At 63.5% G+C, this 19746-nt stretch carries 19 protein-coding genes and 1 pseudogene; 9 read left to right on the forward strand and 11 right to left on the reverse strand.

From position 1 onward, the window contains the following. Positions 1-163: 163 nt before the first annotated feature. Positions 164-547 (reverse strand): VOC family protein, encoded by a 384-nt coding sequence (locus NKH50_RS20185; RefSeq protein WP_352880671.1) that lies wholly within the window; start codon positions 545-547, stop codon positions 164-166. A gap of 221 nt (positions 548-768) precedes the next feature. Between NKH50_RS20185 and NKH50_RS20190 the strand changes: the two genes are divergently transcribed. The 3 genes from NKH50_RS20190 (at position 769) to NKH50_RS20200 (ending at position 6237) form a co-directional block, all read left to right on the forward strand. Further along, a complete protein-coding gene (locus NKH50_RS20190; RefSeq protein ID WP_352687345.1) occupies positions 769-3045 on the forward strand; it encodes a hybrid sensor histidine kinase/response regulator in 2277 nt (758 codons plus the stop codon). A 406-nt stretch (positions 3046-3451) separates the two neighbouring features. Then, a complete protein-coding gene (locus NKH50_RS20195) occupies positions 3452-5197 on the forward strand; it encodes an adenylate/guanylate cyclase domain-containing protein (protein ID WP_352880673.1) in 1746 nt (581 codons plus the stop codon). Between the two features lie 458 nt (positions 5198-5655). Further along, positions 5656-6237 carry a dienelactone hydrolase family protein gene (locus NKH50_RS20200; RefSeq protein WP_352751182.1) on the forward strand — a complete coding sequence of 194 codons (582 nt, stop codon included), beginning with the start codon at positions 5656-5658 and terminating at the stop codon, positions 6235-6237. A gap of 325 nt (positions 6238-6562) precedes the next feature. On the opposite strand, the gene NKH50_RS20205 is transcribed toward NKH50_RS20200, so the two are convergent. Beyond that, positions 6563-7498, reverse strand: coding sequence for an alpha/beta fold hydrolase (locus NKH50_RS20205; protein ID WP_352704354.1), 936 nt, complete (start codon positions 7496-7498; stop codon positions 6563-6565). A 205-nt stretch (positions 7499-7703) separates the two neighbouring features. Here NKH50_RS20205 and NKH50_RS20210 point away from each other — a divergent pair, with 205 nt between their 5' ends. Both NKH50_RS20210 and NKH50_RS20215 read left to right on the forward strand, forming a co-directional pair. After that, positions 7704-8687: a hypothetical protein gene (locus NKH50_RS20210; RefSeq protein ID WP_352751183.1), complete on the forward strand. Its 984-nt coding sequence runs from the start codon at positions 7704-7706 to the stop codon at positions 8685-8687. A gap of 1 nt (position 8688) precedes the next feature. Continuing rightward, positions 8689-10164, forward strand: coding sequence for an FAD-dependent oxidoreductase (locus NKH50_RS20215; protein ID WP_352704350.1), 1476 nt, complete (start codon positions 8689-8691; stop codon positions 10162-10164). A 24-nt stretch (positions 10165-10188) separates the two neighbouring features. Here NKH50_RS20215 and NKH50_RS20220 read toward each other — a convergent pair whose 3' ends face one another. Then, positions 10189-10659, reverse strand: a complete 471-nt coding sequence (locus NKH50_RS20220; protein WP_352505044.1) for a YbhB/YbcL family Raf kinase inhibitor-like protein — start codon at positions 10657-10659, stop codon at positions 10189-10191. Between the two features lie 49 nt (positions 10660-10708). Further along, complete coding sequence (locus NKH50_RS20225; protein WP_352704348.1) at positions 10709-11146, reverse strand: DUF2267 domain-containing protein; 438 nt, start codon at positions 11144-11146, stop codon at positions 10709-10711. 240 nt (positions 11147-11386) lie between these two features. On the opposite strand from NKH50_RS20225, the gene NKH50_RS20230 reads away from it, so the two are divergent. The 3 genes from NKH50_RS20230 (at position 11387) to NKH50_RS20240 (ending at position 13433) form a co-directional block, all read left to right on the forward strand. Continuing rightward, a complete protein-coding gene (locus NKH50_RS20230; RefSeq protein WP_352880677.1) occupies positions 11387-11995 on the forward strand; it encodes a phosphoribosyltransferase in 609 nt (202 codons plus the stop codon). Between the two features lie 137 nt (positions 11996-12132). After that, positions 12133-12810, forward strand: a complete 678-nt coding sequence (locus NKH50_RS20235; protein WP_352737978.1) for a dienelactone hydrolase family protein — start codon at positions 12133-12135, stop codon at positions 12808-12810. Between the two features lie 122 nt (positions 12811-12932). After that, complete coding sequence (locus NKH50_RS20240) at positions 12933-13433, forward strand: DUF6496 domain-containing protein (protein WP_352737980.1); 501 nt, start codon at positions 12933-12935, stop codon at positions 13431-13433. Between the two features lie 73 nt (positions 13434-13506). Here the strand turns inward: NKH50_RS20240 and NKH50_RS20245 are convergent. The 3 genes and pseudogenes from NKH50_RS20245 to betI form a co-directional block, all read right to left on the reverse strand. Beyond that, positions 13507-13682, reverse strand: a pseudogene (locus NKH50_RS20245) (aspartate aminotransferase family protein); the annotation flags it as partial. 27 nt (positions 13683-13709) lie between these two features. Further along, complete coding sequence (locus NKH50_RS20250) at positions 13710-15011, reverse strand: flavin monoamine oxidase family protein (RefSeq protein WP_352737982.1); 1302 nt, start codon at positions 15009-15011, stop codon at positions 13710-13712. A gap of 77 nt (positions 15012-15088) precedes the next feature. Then, the gene (betI, locus tag NKH50_RS20255; protein WP_352737995.1) at positions 15089-15784 is read right to left on the reverse strand and encodes a transcriptional regulator BetI; all 696 of its coding nucleotides are present in this window, start codon (positions 15782-15784) and stop codon (positions 15089-15091) included. Between the two features lie 352 nt (positions 15785-16136). Here betI and NKH50_RS20260 point away from each other — a divergent pair, with 352 nt between their 5' ends. Continuing rightward, positions 16137-16397, forward strand: coding sequence for a hypothetical protein (locus NKH50_RS20260; RefSeq protein WP_352737984.1), 261 nt, complete (start codon positions 16137-16139; stop codon positions 16395-16397). 42 nt (positions 16398-16439) lie between these two features. Here NKH50_RS20260 and NKH50_RS20265 read toward each other — a convergent pair whose 3' ends face one another. The 4 genes from NKH50_RS20265 to NKH50_RS20280 all read right to left on the reverse strand — a co-directional run bounded on the left by NKH50_RS20265 (position 16440) and on the right by NKH50_RS20280 (position 19554). Then, the gene (locus NKH50_RS20265; protein ID WP_352737986.1) at positions 16440-17498 is read right to left on the reverse strand and encodes a dipeptidase; all 1059 of its coding nucleotides are present in this window, start codon (positions 17496-17498) and stop codon (positions 16440-16442) included. A gap of 185 nt (positions 17499-17683) precedes the next feature. Beyond that, positions 17684-17983 carry a GNAT family N-acetyltransferase gene (locus tag NKH50_RS20270; protein WP_352476216.1) on the reverse strand — a complete coding sequence of 100 codons (300 nt, stop codon included), beginning with the start codon at positions 17981-17983 and terminating at the stop codon, positions 17684-17686. Continuing rightward, positions 17976-18611, reverse strand: coding sequence for an alpha/beta hydrolase (locus tag NKH50_RS20275; protein WP_352777830.1), 636 nt, complete (start codon positions 18609-18611; stop codon positions 17976-17978). Before NKH50_RS20275 ends, NKH50_RS20270 begins: the two co-directional genes overlap by 8 nt. 10 nt (positions 18612-18621) lie before the next feature. After that, positions 18622-19554 (reverse strand): VOC family protein, encoded by a 933-nt coding sequence (locus tag NKH50_RS20280; RefSeq protein WP_352880681.1) that lies wholly within the window; start codon positions 19552-19554, stop codon positions 18622-18624. Positions 19555-19746 lie beyond the last annotated feature (192 nt).

Here is a 19746-nt window from a genome sequence, read left to right on the forward strand (position 1 = left end):
GAACGGCCGCTCTGCGGACAAAGCTACCCTCGCCACCGGTTCCTTGGCCATGCGCGTCTGAAGTTAGTCCGTGTGTCTGAGCTGGGCTGTGTGGGCGCCTACCCACTGCGTTAGACATGGCGCAGGACAAGGACGCCTTTGACGCTAACTCCTTGGCCGATAATCAGGCGGTGACTGGCTGCATCAGTTCGAAGATGTTGCCCCAAGGATCGGAGAAGAACGCGATGCGGCTGCTGATCGCCGGAACATCGAATGGCTCATGCACGATTTTCACGCTACGGCGCTTCAACTCGGCAACGGCCTTATCGACGTCGTCCAGGCGAAGACAAAGGTGATGCCACCCCGACAGGCCGAGGCTGGCGCCAAGATCCGCGTATACGGGGCGCTCGGCAGCGCCGGGGCCTGCCAGAAGTTCAAGGCGGAAGCCGTCATCCACTGCCGGCGAAAGAAAGACGAAGGTCATATCGTCGCCAGAAGGTACGGTATCCACGACGCTGAAATCCAGCTTTCCGGTGTACCACGAGATCGCGGCATCGCGGTCAGGCACTCGGAGCAAAGAAGGGTCGCATCAGGTCATAGCGCGAACCGCAGGTTTCGAAACGCGCCATGAGGGCCAGCAAATGGCGCTCCTTGTCCTGCTGGTGCAAGCGTTTCCCCACCCCGCACCGTACTGCGGTCGGATTCAGGCATCTTGCCGGAACTCACGATAATCGTCATCCTTGCCGGCCCGACGGCCAGCGTACCGACCGGTCGTCACGGAGCCCGCCCTTGCAAGAAGACGACGACGGAAACGCATTCCAACAGGCGATCCTCGCTTCGGTGGTTCGCTCATCGCTCGACTGCGTGATCGTCACGGACGAAGCCGGATTGGTTGTGGAATTCAACGCGGCGGCCGAGGCGACCTTCGGCTATTCGCGCGCTGAAGCGGTCGGCAGACAGATCTCGGAGCTCATCGTCCCGCCGCATCTGCGCAAGGCGCACGCAAACGGGCTTGCCGCCTATCTTGCGGGTGGCGCCCCGCGGTTGCTCGGGCGTCGCACAGAGCAGACTGCCATGCGAGCGAACGGCACCGAGTTTCCGGTGGAACTCACGATCACCGAAGCCCGGAGCGGCAAACGTCGTTTCTTCACGGCGAGCTTGCGCGACCTGTCGCAGCGCCACGCTGCCGACGCAGCTCTGCGTGCCAGCGAAGCCCGCTTGGCGGCATTCATGAAGCATGCTCCCGTAGGCATGTACCTGAAGGATACCGACGGACGCTATCTGGTCGCCAATCCGGAAATGGGAAAGGTCTTCGGCCGGCCAGCCGAGAGCGCGATCGGACTAAGCGCGGCCGACATTTTCGGGCCGCAGGAGGCCGCGATGATCGCGGAAAACGATCGCCGCGTGCTGGAATCGGGACAGGCGATTGCAATCGAGGAATTTCTAAGCAACGCGGTCGATTATGCCTGGAGCCTTGTCGTTCGCTTTCCCGTGCTGTGGGCCGATCAGCAACAGGCGCGCATCGGCGGCTTCGATATCGACATCACCGAGCAGAAGCGCGCGGCCGAGCGCCTGCAGCAAAGCGAGCGGCGCTTCCGAGACCTCACTCACCACCATCCGGTTCCGGTCGTGTTCATAGACTCGCGAACGAGGCACCTGATTACCGCAAATCCCGCCTTCCGCGAGATCATGGGTATAGGCCCGCGTGACGAGGACCGCTTCCGCCAGCACCGCTGGTTCGCCACACGGGAAGACTATCGGCGCATCAGGGCCCTGTCACGTCAGCAGCCGCGCGCCGACGGCGTGGAGGCTCAACTTCGGCGGCTGGACGGCTCCGTGTTTCCCGTGTCGCTGAGTTGGCGCCACATCGAGATGGACGACCGACCGGTGATCGTCGGCAGCATTCTTGATCTCACCGCAACCAAGGCGGCTGAAGCCGAACTGGCGCGGTCGCGCGAGGCATTGGCGCAGAGTGAGCGGCTCAACGCACTTGGTTCGCTGCTTGCCGGCGTTTCGCACGAACTCAACAACCCCTTGGCGGTCGTCGTCGCGCAGGCCCAGTTGCTGGAAGAATTTCTAGCCGGAACCGCCCATGCACAGCGGGCCGGCAAGATCAGACTCGCCGCCGAGCGCTGCGCGCGCATCGTGAAGACTTTCCTGGCAATGGCGCGACAACGCCAGCCGGAGCGCCGCAGTACCGACGTCAACGATCTGATCCGCGCAGTTCTTGACATCGCCGGCTACGGTTTGCGCACGGCAGGCATCGAGGTGCAATGCCGGCTCGCCGAGGGCCTGCCGCCTTTGGAAGTCGACCCTGACCAGATGCATCAGGTGTTCTACAACCTGATCGTCAACGCGCAACACGCCCTGCAGGAGATACCGGCACCGCGGCGGATCGAGATCGAAACGTCGCTTGAAGGCAATGACCTCCAGATCGTGATCGCCGACAATGGCCCCGGTGTGCCCGCCGAGATCCGGAACCGCATTTTCGATCCGTTTTTTACCACCAAGGCTCAGGGCGCGGGCACCGGGATCGGGCTCGCTTTCTCGCTCGGCGTGGTGCAGTCGCACAATGGGCGGCTGACCCTGCTTGACCGTGCGGACGGCGCGCATTTCCGGTTGCTGTTGCCGGTGGAGGCCTGCACTTCGTCAGATTCAGTCGAAGGTGTTGCGGCTCACTCGGTCGCGGACATCGGCTGTACCGCCCTTGTGGTCGATGACGAACGGGAGGTTGGAGAAACGGTGGCAGAACTACTAGAGGCTGAAGGTTTTGCCGTCAGGATCGTCGAGGACGGTGCCGGCGCCAAGGCAGCGCTGATGAGTGCTGTTTTCGATGTGATCTTTTGCGATCTGCGGATGCCGAACATCGACGGCCCCGCCTTGTTCGACTGGGCCTGTCAGGCAACCCCGGGCATAGCGGAGCGATTCGTTTTCGTTACCGGCGACACGCTCGGCGGCGCTGCGGCGCGCTTCCTTGAACGGGCCGGTCGACCAGTTGTCGAGAAGCCATTTTCGCGCGATTCTATCCGCCGGGCACTAAGCTCGTTGGCAGACGTTCCGCGCTAGCCAACGACCTCAGCACCTCTAAGCGCGAACGTCTGGTGATGCCTGATGCGCGTTCGTAGGCATCTCGCTGTTACATCGCGGTGACAAAAGCACCGCCACGGTGGCGTCAACCGGTTACCAAGGGCAGTAAATATCTCCGGCCTTCTGGGAGGAGTGGCGTGTCAGCGTCCCCAGAGGCTGCGTGGGCGTATCGCCGGTTGGCTGTTAGCGCGGCGACTGGATCGCTCCACGCCTCGCAAGCGCGATAGCGAAATCTCGTGAAGGCAAAGTCGAGCTGCGTTTTCCGTTCTGTATCGGCGACCGGCGGCGACTGAGAGAGACGGATACCATGCACATGGGGCGTCTGGAAGGTGCCAGGACATGGACGCGGGGCGGCCCGCGCGCAGGCGCTTGGTCGAGCGGTGCAATGACCACGCAGCGCCACCTCGCAGCGATCATGGTTTGCGACGTGGTCGGCTATTCGCGCCTGACGGAGCGCGACGAGCGCGGCACGCTCGAGCGGCTGAAGATCTACCGCAAGGACCTGCTCGAGCCGCTGGTCTCTGAGCACCGGGGTCGGATCGTCAAGCTCACCGGCGACGGCATGCTGTGTGAGTTCGCGAGCGTCGTCAACGCGGTGGCGTCGGCGATGGCGATCCAGCAGGCCCTGGCAGAACACGAGGCGGAGATGCCCGAGGAAGAGCGGATTCGCTTTCGCATCGGCGTCAATCTCGGCGACGTGGTCTGCGAGGAGGACGGCGACCTCTACGGCGACGGGGTCAATATCGCAGCCCGCCTCGACGGCATCGCCGACCCCGGCACCGTGGTCGTCTCAGGCACCGCCTACGACCACCTTCAGGGCAAGCTCGACTGCAGCTTCACGCCGCTCGGCAATCTGCGCCTCAAGAACATCGAGCGGCCTGTGCGCGCCTACCGCGTCGAGACCGACGCCGGCGCCTCGGTGACTGCATCGCCTCCGCTGCCCGCGAAACCCTCGATCGCGGTTCTGCCTTTTACCAACATGAGCGGCGATCCTGACCAGGAATACTTCGCCGACGGCCTGGTGGAGGACATCATCACGGGATTGAGCCGGGTGAACTCCTTCTTCGTGATCGCCCGCAACTCGTCCTTCACCTACAAGGGCCGGGCGGTGGACCTGCGCCAGGTCGGACGCGAGCTGGGCGTCCGCTACGTGCTCGAAGGCAGCATCCGCAGAGCAGGATCGCGGGTGCGCATCAGTGGGCAGTTGGTGGACGCGATCAGCGGACACCATGTCTGGGCCGACCGCTTCGAGGGCGACGTGAGCGACATCTTCGACCTGCAGGACAAGGTGACCGAGAGCGTCGTCGGCGCTGTCGAACCGAGCATCCGGCTGCAGGAGATCAAGCAGGCGCGCATGAAGCCGACCGACTACATCGGTGCCTACGACCTCTACCTTCGTGCGCTGCCGCGCTTCTACAGCATGACGCGCGAAGGCTTCGCCGACGTGCGCCGGCTCACCAACGAGGCGCTCAGCATCGACCCAGACTTCACCCTGGCGAAGGCACTCGGTGCCTATATCCGCAGCCTGTCGGTGAGTCAGTGCTGGCACGAGCCCGACGATATCCGCGTCGCCGTGCGCATGGCCCGCGAGGTGCTGGCGGACGCGCGAGACGACCCGACAAGCTTGCGTTTCGCCGCGCAGGTGATCGCCTACAGCGCCAAGGATTACGAGACGGCGCTGGACACGATCGAACGGTCCCTGCTCCTCAACCCCAATTCGGCGCAGGGCCATACGGGCAGCGGCTGGGTGAACGCCCATTCCGGCCACCCCCTCGTTGCGATCGAGCACTTCCACAGGGCGATGCGGCTGAGTCCGGTCGACCCCGAGAAGGGCATCGCGCTCTCCGGCATCGGGATGAGCTACCTGATGCTCGAACGCTACGAGGAAGCGCTGGCTTGGGGAGAACGAGCGCTGCGCGAGATGCCGAATTACGGCTCCTCGCACCGGGTGGTGATCATGGCGCTGGTCAAACTCAACCGGCTGGACGAAGCGCAGGCGGCGGCGCGGCGGCTGATGGAGGCGTTCCCGACCTACACGCTCGGCCTGCAGAGGCAGATCAACCCGTGGCGGGACAAGGTGTTCGCCGAGCACTACGTCGAAGCGTTGGGTATTGCCGGCGTGCCGGAGTGATCGTCGCGGTTGCAAAGATGCCCTCTCCTGCGCGTCACGTCCGGCCAGGCGACGCGCCTCTTGATCCCGCGTCGCTTCAAGAAGGATAGTTCTCTGGCCGGCTTGTCGAGGACCGAGCGTGTAGAGCAGCTGTGAACAGCTGGCGAGCTCTAGTGGCACTTTCGTAGGATGGCGTTTCGTAGTGACCCCAAAATTGACCTTGGCGGAAATTCGAACCAAGACTACCGCCGCGGTGCGTCCGTCTGGCGGACGCAGGTAACGCCGGAAGCATTTTCGTCGCCGCCTATCTGTTGGTGTAGATCGGCCCTCGCGTCGTCACGCCGGGAAAAGACGATGCGCCGAGGCTTGTCATCATTTGGATCATCATTTGGAAGTATTTGGAAGTTCTTCGATGCACAGCGAAATCGCTTGCAGTTCTGCGAAGCGATTCGCAATCCACGTCCCACCTGGAGGCTCCCATGGCCGAGGTCCTGCTGTTCCACCACGCACAAGGGTTGACTCGCGGCGTGCGCGCGTTCGCTGACGACCTGCGGGCAGCCGGGCACACCGTGCATACGCCGGACCTGTTCGACGGACGCACATTCCAGAGTATTGACGAGGGTCTCGCCTACATCGGTGAGATCGGGTTCGACGACATGCGGGAGCGCGGCGTCGGCGTCGCCGGCGAACTGACGCCCGAGCTCGTTTACGCCGGATTCTCGTTCGGGGTACTGCCGGCGCAGAAGCTCACACAGACACGACCCGGTGCCTGCGGAACCCTGCTCTTCCACTCCTGTCTGCCGATTAGCGGCGAGTGGGCGTTCGGACCCTGGCCGGACGGCGTCCCGGTCCAGATCCACGGTATGGATAACGACCCGATATTCATCGGCGAGGGCGACATCGACGCCGCTCGCGAGATCGTGGAGAAGGTCGAGGACGCGGAGCTGTTCCTCTATCCCGGCGACCAGCACTACTTCGCCGACAGCTCGCTCCCGTCGTACGACGCTGCTGCCAGCGCACTGCTCACGCGCCGGGTGCTCGAGTTCCTGGACCGTGTCTGACCATGTCGGCGAGAGCCTTATTGAGGAGTATTGGCAGTTCTCGTCAAATCTCCATAGGGTCGAATTCGCGATCACCACCCGCGCGTTCGTTCCCTGGAGGGCTTCCGGACGCCGGCCCCGGCGCACGGCACCTCCCACGGCGGGCCGGCATCTCCTCCACAAGATCTGCCAAGGCATTTCCTCGAACAAGTGGCTACTTTGGGGTCTCGGTGCTGGTTGCCGTGAATGTCAGCTACAGGCAGCGTAATATGCTGATGAAGGTACAAATTCCTAATCTGTAGGTCACAGGTTCAATCCCTGTCGGGATCACCACGTTTTCAACAGGTTACCAGACGGTTGCATCGGTGCTCGGCTGTGAACGCGCGAGGAAGTCGCGCACCAACGCAAGCGCCTCATCGAAATGGGTTTCCAATAGCCAGTGGCCGGCGCCATCGAGGAGATGGAGCTCTGCTTGCGGCAAGTCGCGCTTGTAGGCGCGGGCCGATGCGGCCGGCATATAGCCATCCTCAGGACCCCAGACGATCAGTGTCGGTGGTTGCCGTTCGCGCAGATAAGCCTGGTATTTCGGGAACCAGTTGAGGTTCGCCTCCAGCTTCTCCATCAGGCCGACCGCGAGCCGCCGACGGGGCGGCGTGTCCATCAGAGGCCAATGGAGTTTCCACAGATCCGGTGGCACGCGCTCGGCCACGGCCTCGCCAACCTCACCGATGAACTCGTGCCGGAAGCCCTCCTCGCTCACCGCTTCTTCCAGCGGGCGATGCTTGTCGGGCGTCTTGTCGTTCCAATACGCCTTGATGGCTGCGTATTTCGGGCCGAGCACGTCTTCGTAGATGTCGCCGTTCTGGATGATAAGCGCGGCAATGCGCTCCGGATAGGCGATGGCGTGGCGCAATCCGATCTGCGAGCCGTAATCGTGCAGCCAGAGCGCATAGTGGGACAGGCCGAGCGTGTCCGCGAAAGCCGCCAAAAACCCGGCATAGGTCTCGAAATCGTAGCCGAATGCAGCCATGTCGGGCGTAGCGCTATAGCCGAAGCCAGGAAAGTCCGGGGCGAACGTATGCCAGCGATCAGCCAGTCCGGGCATCAGCCTTCGAAACTGATAGGAGGAACAGGGATAGCCGTGCGGCAGCAGAAGCACGGGAGCGTCGGCCGGCCCTTCCTCGCGAAAGAAGACAGTAATTCCGTCAACTCTGATTTGGCGGTGTCGCAACTTTGCCTCCTCGATTGAAAGGCTCCGAAAATGACTGGTAACCTCCCGCATCCCGTTGTGAGCGCCTGGACCCGAAACTCATGATCAGGTCGAGGGTTCCCGGTCGCGGCCGGTGGAAGCGACCAAGGAACCCCGCCGCCGATCAGATCGTTTGGCGATATCAGGCCAGATCAACCTGAGGCAGATATTCCGCATGCTCGCAATCGCATGGAGCCGAACATCGGCAAAGTCTGCCGTGGATACGGGGCTTGGCGCAATGCTGCGTGACGTCGATTATGTCCTGCAAAAACTCGACTGGATGCGCGCCGAAGGCATCTGGCCCAACGGCTTGCGATATCTGTGGACCGATGCATTCGGGGTCGTGCTCTACGTCTCGCTTTATACGGAACTTGGCGAAGAGCGCTGGCTGGACGAGGCCGAGCGGCTGGTGGTGGATGTCGAGCGTGTGCTCGGCCGCCGGCGCGGATTGAGGATCGGCGAAGCGGCCGATCGCGACGGCCAGTATTTCCACTATCTGGCGATGTGGCTGTTTGCCCTGGCGCGTCTCGGCGATCTGAAGGCGGAATACCGCGAACGCGGCATTGCGCTGGCGCGGGACATTCACCCGGCGTTTGTGGTCCCCGGCCGCGGCGTGATCTGGAAGATGCAGGAGGATTTGAGCGGTCCTTACCCCGGCTACGGCCTCGGCAGCATGGATGCCTATGACGGCTACGTCTCTTATCGCATGCTCGACGAAGAGGAACTGGCGCCCGAGATCGCGCAGATGCGTGACCTGATGGAGCGCGATTGGCGCACACTCGACGTCGACCAGGACCTCGGCCTCGGCATGATGCTGTGGCTCGCCCATTTCTTTCCCGACGAGCCGTGGGCCGAGGCCCAGACGAGGCGTTCGCTGCGAACCCTGGAAACGATGTGGGTCGACCCGCCCGGTTATTTCAGCCGCGCGCCATGGCTGCGCGATACCAAGTTCGCCTTCACCAATTACGGCGTATCGCTCGGCCTGCAAGCCGCCGGCATCTGGCCGGGGCGTGTCGATAGGCTGAATGCCTTCTTCGAGGACTGGCGCTCCGGCGACGAATACGACCGCGAGGCGATCACCTGGGTGATGGCCTGCACCTCGCGCCTTCCCGGTGCTTTTCTGACCCGGGGTGGCGGGACAATGACTGAAAGAAGCAACCAAGCTCGGGAACGTTCCCCTGCCGGCGCGGTTGTCGATGGAAGACGCAAGGAGCGCGGTTGAAATGGCCATTCTCTTGGGAAAACCGGGAAGCTGTTGGGTAGCGGCAGCCAGATCCACGAACTATCCCCAGCTCGAAGGTTCGATCCGTGCGGACGCCGTTGTCGTGGGTGCTGGAATTGTCGGGCTGACGACGGCGCTTCGCCTTTGCGAGGCAGGCCGGTCGGTGGTCGTCGTTGAAGGCCTGCGCACGGGCGGACAGGTGACCGGCCGCTCGACGGCCAAGATCACCACGCAGCATGCACTGATCTATCGTCATCTCATCGACACTGTCGGCCGGGAGTTGGCGCAGGTCTACGCCGATGCGAATTCCGCCGGCGCCCGACAGATCCGCGATTGGGTTCGCGAGTACGCCATCGCCTGCGATCTCGAGAGCAAGGACGCCTACACCTACACCTGCGATGAAAGCCGGCGCGCGGAGGTCGCGGCCGAGGCGGAGGCCGCGCGCCAGGTCGGGCTGGAGGCCGAGATCCTCGACCACGCGCCGCTGCCTTTCGAAACGGCCGCCGCGCTACGGTTTTCTGACCAGGCGCAGTTCAATCCGGCGATGTATCTGGTTGGCCTGGCGGAAGCGGTGACGGCCCGTGGCGGTCGGATCTTCGAAAACAGCCGCGCCACCTCGATCGACGAGGCAAGCCGCTGGCGCATCGTCACCGATGGCGGCGCCGTTGATGCCGGGCATGTCGTCGTCGCCACCAACATGACGGTGAAGAGCCCCATCGGCATGGCGAACCGGACGCAGCCGCGCTGCCACACCGCCATGGCCTTTCGGATCGACGATCCCTTTACTGTCGACGGCATGTTCATCGGCATCGACGACCCGACGCATTCCATCCGCACGGGCCATGATGCCGAAGGGCCGCTGCTGGTCACGCTCGGCCCCAAGTTCAACACCGGCTGGGACGGCGACGTGGCCAAACGGTTTGTCGAACTGGAAAAATGGGCAAGAAAGAACCTTTCGGTCGGCGACGTCGCGTGGCGCTGGTGCAATGAGGATTATGATACGGCAGACAGAATTCCATATGCCGGCGAGCCCGATCCCACCAAGGCAGCCGGCTTCTACATTGCCACCGGCTTCAACGCCTGGGGCATCACCAACGGGACGGCCGTGGGCGCGATGATCGCCGACCTGATCTGCGGCCGCCCGAGCCCATGGCAAAAACTCTACGATCCGGCCCGGCCCTATCCTGAGGACTTCCACAAGAACGGCCGCAGTCAATCGATCGTCTCGAGCACCCACGACATTGCGCGTGGTATGGGGGGCGTGATCGTCAGGGGAGAGGAAAAGATTGCGGCGTGGAGAGACACCGAAGGCGCACTACAGGCGGTTTCGGCGACTTGCACCCATAAGGGCTGCACCGTAACCTGGAACACTGCGGACCACACCTGGGATTGTCCCTGCCACGGCTCGATCTTCGCGGCCGATGGTTCGGTCATCCACGGCCCTGCCCGAAAACCGCTTGCCCAGATTACGTTGTGAAGGCGGCGACCGACGTCGCCCGCGTCACGCCGGCCGTTCGTAGGTTCCGACCAACTCCGTCTCCTCCAATGCGTGTTTCTGGGCTTGCTTCCAGACCTGATGCACGCCCGCCTGTCCCGGTACGCTGAGGCTCGGCACATCAAGCGCGGCCAGCCGGAAATGGTAATGATGGACGCCATGCCCTACGGGCGGCTGCGGGCCATCGTAATAGGCATTGCCGAAATCGTTGGTGCCCTGCCTGAGTGCCGACGGACCGGGCTTGCCGTCTGCTGCCTCGGCGAGTTCGCCGGCATCGGGCGGGATGTTGAATACCGCCCAATGCCCGAAAGTCCCGCTTGGCGCATCGGGATCCAACACGACAAGAACAAGGCTCTTGGCACCATCCGGAACGCCGGACCACTTCAGTGGCGGCGAGACGTTCTGGCCGTCACGCGTATACCTTTCGGGAATTTTTCCGCCTGCCGGGAACGCCGGGCTGATAAGGGTGAGTGGCATTGCTGTTTCCCCAAGAAGATTGCGACCAAGAAACCCGCGCCGGCGCCGTTCACGCCGCTTGCTGAGCTTCGGCGACGCGTCTGATCTCTCCTGGCAGGGATTCCCAGACCTTGTGCATCTGTCCTTCTCCGACATGATGGGCAAGCACCTTGGACACGGCCCTGAATGCATCCTTGGAATCGACCGGACGGGTGAATTCAAGCTCCGCCTTGATCTTGGCCAGAAACTCGTCGAGCGACCGCACCTTCTCGGGAGCCTTGGAAGGTTGAAATTGGTCATAGAAGGCGCCACGCACCAGAATCGGCAGCTGCGAGCCGAGGTGGGCTGCAAGATCCGGCTGCATACGGTCGCGCAGGGCGTGTAGCACCGCTCCGAGAACGTGCCAGGCGACCTGCCGATCCGGTCCAATCTCGTCCATGATCTCGTCGAGCCAGATGTTCGTGGTCTGCAGTGTCTTGTCGAATACGTCGAGTCCAGTGGCGTTCATCGAATCCTCCTTCCGTTCAAATCCGATTACGGCGGATGTGACCAAACAGTCCTACCTGCCGGTTGTTCCCCGATGCGCATTCCGGGGTTTTTCGGACCGCCTTTCCCGGCCGGCGTGCGGAACATCCTCATGGGCGGACGAGTTTTATTTGCTGTCGCCGATCAGCCATCCCACGGGATGTAGCCGCAGGTTGGTGAAAGCACATCCACCGGGAAAACAGATGCACGCGGATTGAAGGTCATGGCCGTCATATTTTCAGATCGCCGCGAGGCCGGGCGGCAACTCGCCGGGGAGCTCGTTCGCTTTGCCGGCCGCGACGACGTGATCGTATTGGCGCTGCCCCGAGGCGGCGTGCCGGTCGGCTACGAGGTCGCGCAGGCACTCAAGGCACCGCTCGACGTCTTCGTCGTGCGCAAGCTCGGCGTCCCCGGCCACGAGGAACTGGCCATGGGGGCGATCGCGCCCTCCGGCGTACGTGTCCTGAACGACGAAATCGTCAGCGGTCTCGCGATCCCGCCATATGTCATCGACGCGGTCGCTGCAAAGGAGGAAAAAGAGCTTCTGCGCCGCGAGCACCTCTATAGGGCCGGGCGACCCCCACCGCAGTTGAATGGACGGACCATTATCCTCGTGGATGACGGGCTTGCGACCGGATCGACCATGCGGGCCGGAATCAAGGCGCTGCGAAAAAACCACGCCGCCCGTATCGTCGCGGCCGTTCCCGTCGGTAGCCCCGACACTTGCGACGCGATGCGGGCGGACGCCGACGAGGTCGTTTGCGCGACGACACCAGAGCCGTTGCTCGGTGTCGGGCGCTGGTACGTGGATTTCTCGCAGACGAGCGATTAAGAGGTCCGCGCGCTGCTCGCCAGGTCCGTGCCCAAGCCTGCAGCTTCCGACAAGCCTGCCGCTTCCGAAGAGGAGTTGGCTGGGCACGCGGGCGCGGGTCCGGCGCGCGGCACCAGATCGCCATAGCGGAGGTGGATATGGACCGGCATAGCGAGCACGTCGTTCATGTTCCCGCGGGGCCTGTCACGCTCGAGGGCAATCTTTCGTTGCCCCCGGATGCTCCTGGCCTCGTGCTCTTCGCCCATGGCAGCGGCAGCAGCCGCCACAGCCCGCGCAACCGCTACGTGGCCGCAAGGCTGAACGAGGCGAACCTCGCCACCTTCCTCGTCGACCTGTTGACGGCCGAAGAGGAGCGGATCGACCAGGTCACGGCCGAGTTGCGCTTCAATATCGGACTGCTCGCCGATCGGCTGGTTGGCGTCACGGATTGGCTCGGCGCCTCGCCGGACACGTCGGGGTTGCGTCTTGGCTATTTCGGCGCGAGCACGGGCGCCGGTGCCGCCCTCGTGGCGGCGGCCGAGCGGCCCGACCAGGCCGCGGCCGTGGTTTCGCGTGGTGGCCGGCCCGATCTCGCAGCGCTCGCCCTGCCGCGCGTCCGGGCGCCGACCTTGCTCGTCGTCGGAGGCGCGGACACGCAAGTGATCGCACTCAACCGCTCGGCGCTGGTGGCGCTCCGCGGCGAGAAGGAGCTCGCCATCGTCCCTGGCGCGACACATCTGTTCGAGGAGCCCGGCGCCCTGGACGAAGTCGCGGATCTCGCTACTCAATGGTTCTTGCGCCATCTGATTTCGGACGGATCGGCGTCGACGTCCTGACAGCCGGGGCTTGGATCACCAGTCCCGGGATCATTTGCGTCCTCAACGCGTTATGATCCTCATAAGACCGCGCGCAGCGGCAACCCGAAAGGCTGTCGCAACCCGTATGTGGGAGAAAGACAATGCCGGACAAGAAAACCATCGAGAAGGCCCGAAAGGACAAGCGCGAGGGCAAATCGCCGAGCACCCAGGCCGGCGAGTTCGTGCACGAGGAGATCGATAAAATCCGCCGCGGCGAGCACGGCGCGCGGTCGACCCAGCAGGCTATCGCCATCGGGCTTTCCGAGGCGAGGCGCGCAGGCGTAGACCTGCCCCCGCCCAAAAAGGCCAAGGTGAAGGAGAGCACGCGCAAGAGCGCCGAATACGCCTATGAGGCCGGCCAGGGCGAACGCACGCCGAAACGCCGCCCGCGGGTCTCGAAGGCCGTTTCCAAGGTGCTCGAGCACGAGCCGAAGAGCACGGCGTCGCACGAGGCGCTCTCGCAGCAGGCCAAGCGTGCGGCCTCGCGCCGGACGGCTGAGGAGCGCTCGGCCGCCGCGAAGAAGGCCGCCGAGACGAAAGGCGCCAGCGGAAGGAAGGCGGCGGCGCAGAAGGCCGCCAGAACGCGGGCACAGCACGCATAGTTCAGGACGGCAGTTCGCCTCCTGGAAACCCGATATGGCCCAAACGACCGGCGAGATCGCCAGTCATAAACGCTTATCCCCGCCACACCCCTTCCCGGCGCAGATCGTCCATCGTGCGCGAAATACCTTGGCGCAGGATCGACACCATGTCGTCGATCTGCTCGCGCGTGATGATCAGCGCCGGGACATGACGCACATATTGATCAGCGGCCTGACCAGCAGGCCGAGCTCGCGGCAATGCGTGTCGATCCCGCTCCGCAGCTTGATCCGCCTCGCTTATGGCCCCGAGGCTCTGCTGTCGATGGCCGACTGAATAATTTTTCGGGCAGCAATGCGGCCGGCGACGATGGCGCCCTCGACATAGCCCGGAAATGACGGCGACAGCTCCGACGAGGCAAAATGGACCAGCGGAGCGCCCGCACGGATAATGCGTTCGGCATCAGTTGCCGTCGCATCGACGATCAGATCGCTGTAACCGCCGCCGCTCCAGCGATCCCCGGTCCAGTCGCGATAACTGAGATCGATAATGCCGGCCGCCTCGATACCGAGCGCCTCTTCCAGCTTTGACGTCACCTTTGCGCGTAACGCCGCGTCGTCCATATCCCGCCAGCGCTGCGCCAGCGGCCCGCCGATGAAGACGACAAGTGCTGCATGATCCTCGTCCCTGCTGGCATCGCAGGCAAAAAGCCCGTGCGGGTCGCGCCACATCACCATGCCGCTCAAGCCCCTGTCGCGCCAGAAAGCCTTGGGGTAGCGCACCAGCATCTTGATCACCGCGCCGCTTTGCCAGACGCTGAGGGCCCTCTTCAGCACAGCCGGCAGCGGCGGCACGAAATCCACTCTCGAGGCCATCATCGGCGGTACGGCGACCAGTACCGCTCGTGCCTCGATCGCGCCGGCAGGCGAAACGACGCGAACCCCTCCCGGGCCGTGCTCAATGGCCTCGACAGCTGTACTCAGCCGCAGTCGATCGCCGAGATCCCGCGCAAGATCATCCGCCAGCGAATGCATGGTTTCGCCCACGAAATACTGCAGCTCCGACACCTCGTTGGTGATGCGGCGATCATTGTCGATCAAGTACCACAGCGGCAGCCTTTCCATTGCCAGGCACCACAGGCCCTCGATCATCGACCGAAAGGCGGCCTTCGCATCGTCGGGATCGGCCTGGCGATCGAGCCATGCCGCGACCGTCAAGCCGGCAATGGTCGGGTCTGTCGGTGCGATCGCGTTCATCCGCTCGCGCATTCGCATCGCGGTGCCGTAAGTGCGCACGGCTTGCGCCTCGCTCATTCGCGGCTGCGTGACGAATTCGCCTGCGACATGGGTCTCGACCAATGTCTTGCCGCGCGCTCGCACCAACGCCATTAGTTCCGGCATGTCTTCGCACAGGAACTGTCCGCCGCTGTCGATCCGCTCGCCGAGCCCGTTCTGCACGGCTTCGGCGCGGCCGCCGACACGGTCGCGGGCCTCGAGCAGCACGACATCGATGCCGGCGTGGTCCAATTCATGCGCGGCCGACAGGCCGGTGAAGCCGGCGCCGACGATCGCCACATCGGCTCGTTCGATCTTGAACTTCATTAGCCGGCCTTGATCTTCTCGAATGTCAGGGGCCGGATCATTGTCTTCATTGCTGGTCCCACCCTCTTTTTGATGGTTCACGCCGGCCTGGCACCGCGGGCTGCGGAGTTCGGATAGTGCTTGGGGAATGCCGCAGACAGGAACTCGTTCGCGGCCTGCAGCGCCGTCTCGCGTGTGGCGTCCTCGGTGCCCATCATCAAATGCAGCCACAGACCATCCAGCATGGCGCTGAGCGCCAGCGCCATGACTTGCGGCTCATAGGCATAGAAGCCGCTCTGCTTGAGCGCCGCGCAAAGATCGATGAAGATGTTCTGGTAGACGGCATCGCGTGCGCTGCTCAGCGCCTGATATTTCGGTCGCGATTTGGCCTCGCCCCAGAAGGCACACCAGGCAGCCAGCTTCCGCTTGTTGCAGATCGAGCGGTCGAAATCGGCCGCCACCAATGCCTGCAGCTGGCGGGCGGGATCATCGCCGGCACTTTGCAAGGCGCTGCGCCAATGCGCCGAATACTCGTCATGCATGTACCGCAAAGTGGCGACGAGCAGCTTCTCCTTGCTCTCGAAATGGAAATTGACGATGCCGCGCGACAGGCCGGCGCCGTCGGCGACGTCGGCCATAGTCGTTTCCGAATAGCCGCGCTTGGCCAATGAATCGATAGTCGCTTCGATCAGTTGAACCTGCCTTGTCTGCTTCGACGCTTTGCGGCCGCGCTTATCGGAATCGCTTTTTCGCGCCGGTTCGAGGAGGGCTTCGCGCGCCTCTGTTGTCTTCATCGGGTAACGGTCTCCAGCATCGCCGGCTAGCCGACCGGCTTCGGCCGCGAAGATCAGTGGGACGGTGTTTGGCACTGTCAAGCACCTTCTGCATGGCTGCCCATATTCGAATGTTCTCGTCGAGACTGCACCCTTATAGAAAACGACGTCGAAGGCGCCATCGGCGAAAGGCAGCGATCCCGGCACGCGGACCAGATCAGCGCCGCCGAGTCCGCCTGCAGCGGATCTTGAGTCGAGATCTACGCCAGGCGCGAGCTGCAATATCAAAAGCTGCTGAAGCGTGCCAAACTGGTGCCGCGGCTGGTCATCAAGCTCGGCCGCCGCACTGCCAATCGCCTGCGGATTTCTGAATATGGCCGACGACATCGACAGTCACGAAATCGACGCCGAAGCCGCCGAACAGTGGCAGCTGGTCAACACGCCGCTCGGCGAAAAATGGTCGGGCCGCACCCGCTATGCCGCGGCCATGTTCTTCTACAAGCGCGGCGAGATGAGCGCTGAAACGCTGGAGGTCTACCGCATTTGTGCGAGGCTGGATTCGACCGATCCGCTGCCGATCATCCGCGACCGCGGCATTGGCCAGGACTGGCTTAAACGCATGAGGTTCGAATAGTCCGCCTCCAAACTGTGTTCCGGACAAGCCGGCATCACCCGCTTAGCCGATGGTCTTTTCCAAGATGCCGAGCCAGTTGCGATAGGCGATCTTCTCGATCAGCGCGCGCCCGAAGCCGCGCGCCGCGAAAGCGTCGAGCAATCTTGGCAGGCCGGCAACGTCGCCTATCACGGCCGGGATCATGGCGCCGTCGAAATCCGAGCCCAGGCCGACGCCGTCTTCGCCCAGCGCCTGCAGCAGCGAATCGACATGGCGCACCATGATGTCGAGGCTGGTGTCGGCGTTCATCCTGCCGTCCTCACGCAGGAACCCGGTGGCGAAATTCAGCCCGACCATGCCGCCGGACTCGCGGATCGCGCCGAGCTGCCATTCGGTGAGGTTGCGCGAATGGCCGCAGATCGCGTGCACGTTTGAATGGGTCGCGACCAGCGGTGCGTCACTGATCTCGACGACGTCGCGGAAACCTTTTTCGTTGAGATGCGAAAGATCGATCATGATCTTCAGCTGGTTGCAGGCTTTCACCAGCGCCTTGCCGGCATCGGTCAGCCCCGGCCCTGTGTCGGGCGACGAGGGGAAGCGGAACGGCACGCCGTGGCCGAAGGCGTTGGGACGGCTCCAGACGATGCCGAGCGAGCGCAGGCCGGCTGCGTGGAGAACGTCGAGCAGGGTGAGCTCAGGGTCGATCGCCTCGACCCCTTCGATATGAAACACCGCCGCAATCGAGCCTTGCGCCATCGCCTTCCTCACATCGCCGGCGCTGCGGCAGACGGTAAGCGCCGAAGCCCGCTCCAGCCTGAACAGGATCGAGGCCATCGCTACGGTAGAGTTGAGCGCATCGGCGCGCGGAACCTCGGGCGGCAAGGGCTCGCTGTCGCTCGGCGCCAGCGGCACCGTACCGCGTTTGGATTTCTCGGCAGGCGGCGGGAAGATCGCGAACATGCCGCCGGCAAATCCGCCTTTCTTCGCGCGCGGCAGGTCGATATGGCCACCCGGCGTCCCCTCGACGAACAGCTTTTCGACGTCCGCATCCTTCGACTGGTAGAGCCTGAGCAGCGTGTCGTTGTGGCCGTCGAAGACGGGAACGAGATCGGATTCGGTCATGGGGGCCATTCGGTTGAAGTGGTCGGTCCGCAGAAGGCGAGCCGGTTGTTGCCAATACTTAGGCAAGACGGGCGCTCTGCGCAAATCCCGCATGTTTGCCTTGTGTTTGTACGCCGCCAGTGGTTGAAGGGGCACGCGGTAAAGCCGCGCACCCTTTCTCCTGTCATTCACCGAGGGGCTGCCTCTTACCGCTTCAGCACGTCCGCCCATTCCGGATGGCGGCGGAACTGAGCATTGGCGAACGGGCAAAGCGGGATGATCGTCTTGCCCGCCGCACGCGCATCCTCGACGGCACGGGTGACCAGGCGAAGTCCCGCGCCCTGGCCGCGAAACGCATCCGGCACTTCTGTATGGTCGATGATGATCTGGTGCTCGCCGATCTTGGTGAAGGTCATCTCCGCCTCGGCGCCGCCCGGCCCACGCAACAAGTAGCGGCCCTTCGAGCCGCGGTCCTCCAGTTCAATCTCCGGCAATAGGTCAGACATGGCTTGCGGTCCTTTCATCCGACGCCACGGCGAACAGCTGCCGCGCCGCCTCGATCTCGCCCGGCCGCACCTCATGGCCGCCGTCATGCCACTCGACTGTGACATCGGCGCCATCGGCGCGCAAATAGGCTTCGAGCCGCGCCGTCAAATTAGGCGGACAGATCGGGTCTCGCCTGCCGGCGGTGACCAGGATGCGGCTGCCGCCAAGGCTGCCCTTGACCTCCGGCGCGAACGGGATCAGCGGATGCATCAGCACCGTTGCGTCGAACAGCGACGGCTCGGCAAACAGCACCGAGGCCAGGATGTTGGCGCCGTTGGAATAACCGAGGCCTAGCACCGAAGATGGCTTTGCCGCCTCGACATGCGCCTTGACGAAGCCGGCCATCTTGTCCGTCGCTCGCGTGAGGTCGCCCATGTCGTAAACGCCCTCGCCGGTACGACGAAAAAAGCGTGCGGCGCCTTGTTCCGAGACATCGCCCCGCGGGGCAACGATCGTTGCTTGCGGCGCAAGATCGCGCCCAAGCGACAGAAGCTGATCCTCGTCGCCGCCAGTGCCATGGAAGACGAAGAGCAACGGTCCGCCCGGCGAACCGGGCAGCACCTTGTGAATATACGAATCCTTGCTCATAACCTTGCCCTCAGTCTTCCAGTTTCTGCAGATGCTGCTCGAGATAGGGCCGCAAATGCTGGTGTTGCGACGGCAGTTTCAGCGCCTCGCCGAGATGGGCGGTATCCTCGTCGCGGTCGAAGCCCGGCTCGTTGGTGGCGACTTCGAACAGCACGCCGCCCGGTGTGCGGAAGTAGATCGCCCAGAAATAATCGCGGTCGATCACTGGCGTCACCTGATAACCTGTATCGAGCAGCGCCTTGCGCACTTCGAGTTGCTTGGCGCGGTTCTCGACGGCGAAAGCGACATGGTGGACCGAGCCGGCGCCGAGATTGGCGAAGCCGGCCCCTGGCAGCGATTCGATATCGACCACATCGGCGCCGTTGCCGTTCTTCACCGCCAGCCGCCTGACGTTGCCGGATTTGTCGACCTCCTCATAACCCATGAATTTCAGCAGCTCTTCGGTGGCGCCGCCATCTTTCAGCCTGAGCGACACCGAGTGGAAGCCGCGGATCGCCTCGTCGGTGGGGATGCCACCCTTGGCCCATGGCGCACGGCTGTCCGCTCTGTCCTCGACCAGCGCAAACCCGTCGCCGTCGGGACCGGCGAACGCAAGGCGCTTCTCCCCGAACGTCTCCTCGCGGGACAGCCCGGTGACACCTTGCTCGGCAAACCGTTTCTCCCAATAGCCGAGCGTGCCCTCGGGCACCGAATAAGCGGTGGTGCCGACTTCGCCGACTCCATGGCGGCCTTTGCCGATGTTCGGGAACGGAAAGTAGGTCATCACCGAGCCGGGCGTGCCGACCTCGTCGCCGTAATAGAGGTGGTAGACGTCAGGTGCGTCGAAATTGACGGTTTTTTTGACCCGCCGCAGGCCGAGCGTCCCGGTGAAGAATTCATTGTTCTGGCGCGCATCGCTGGCCATAGAGGTGACGTGATGCAGGCCCTTGACGTGGTCGAGCATGTCTGTTGCTCCTTTCCTTGTGTCGGTGCGGCCCTTGCCGCTGTCCACGCGAATATGAGCATCCGCCTCCTGACCGCAAAGGCGGCAAACACAGAATAGACTGTGCTGTTAAAGTGAACGACGAAGCAGGTTTTGTTCACCATTCGGCGAACTGGACCGGCTTGCATACTCGCCGAAATTGCGCTCCATGAG

This window comes from Mesorhizobium sp. M1027 (assembly GCF_040318745.1).
GTDB lineage: Bacteria > Pseudomonadota > Alphaproteobacteria > Rhizobiales > Rhizobiaceae > Mesorhizobium.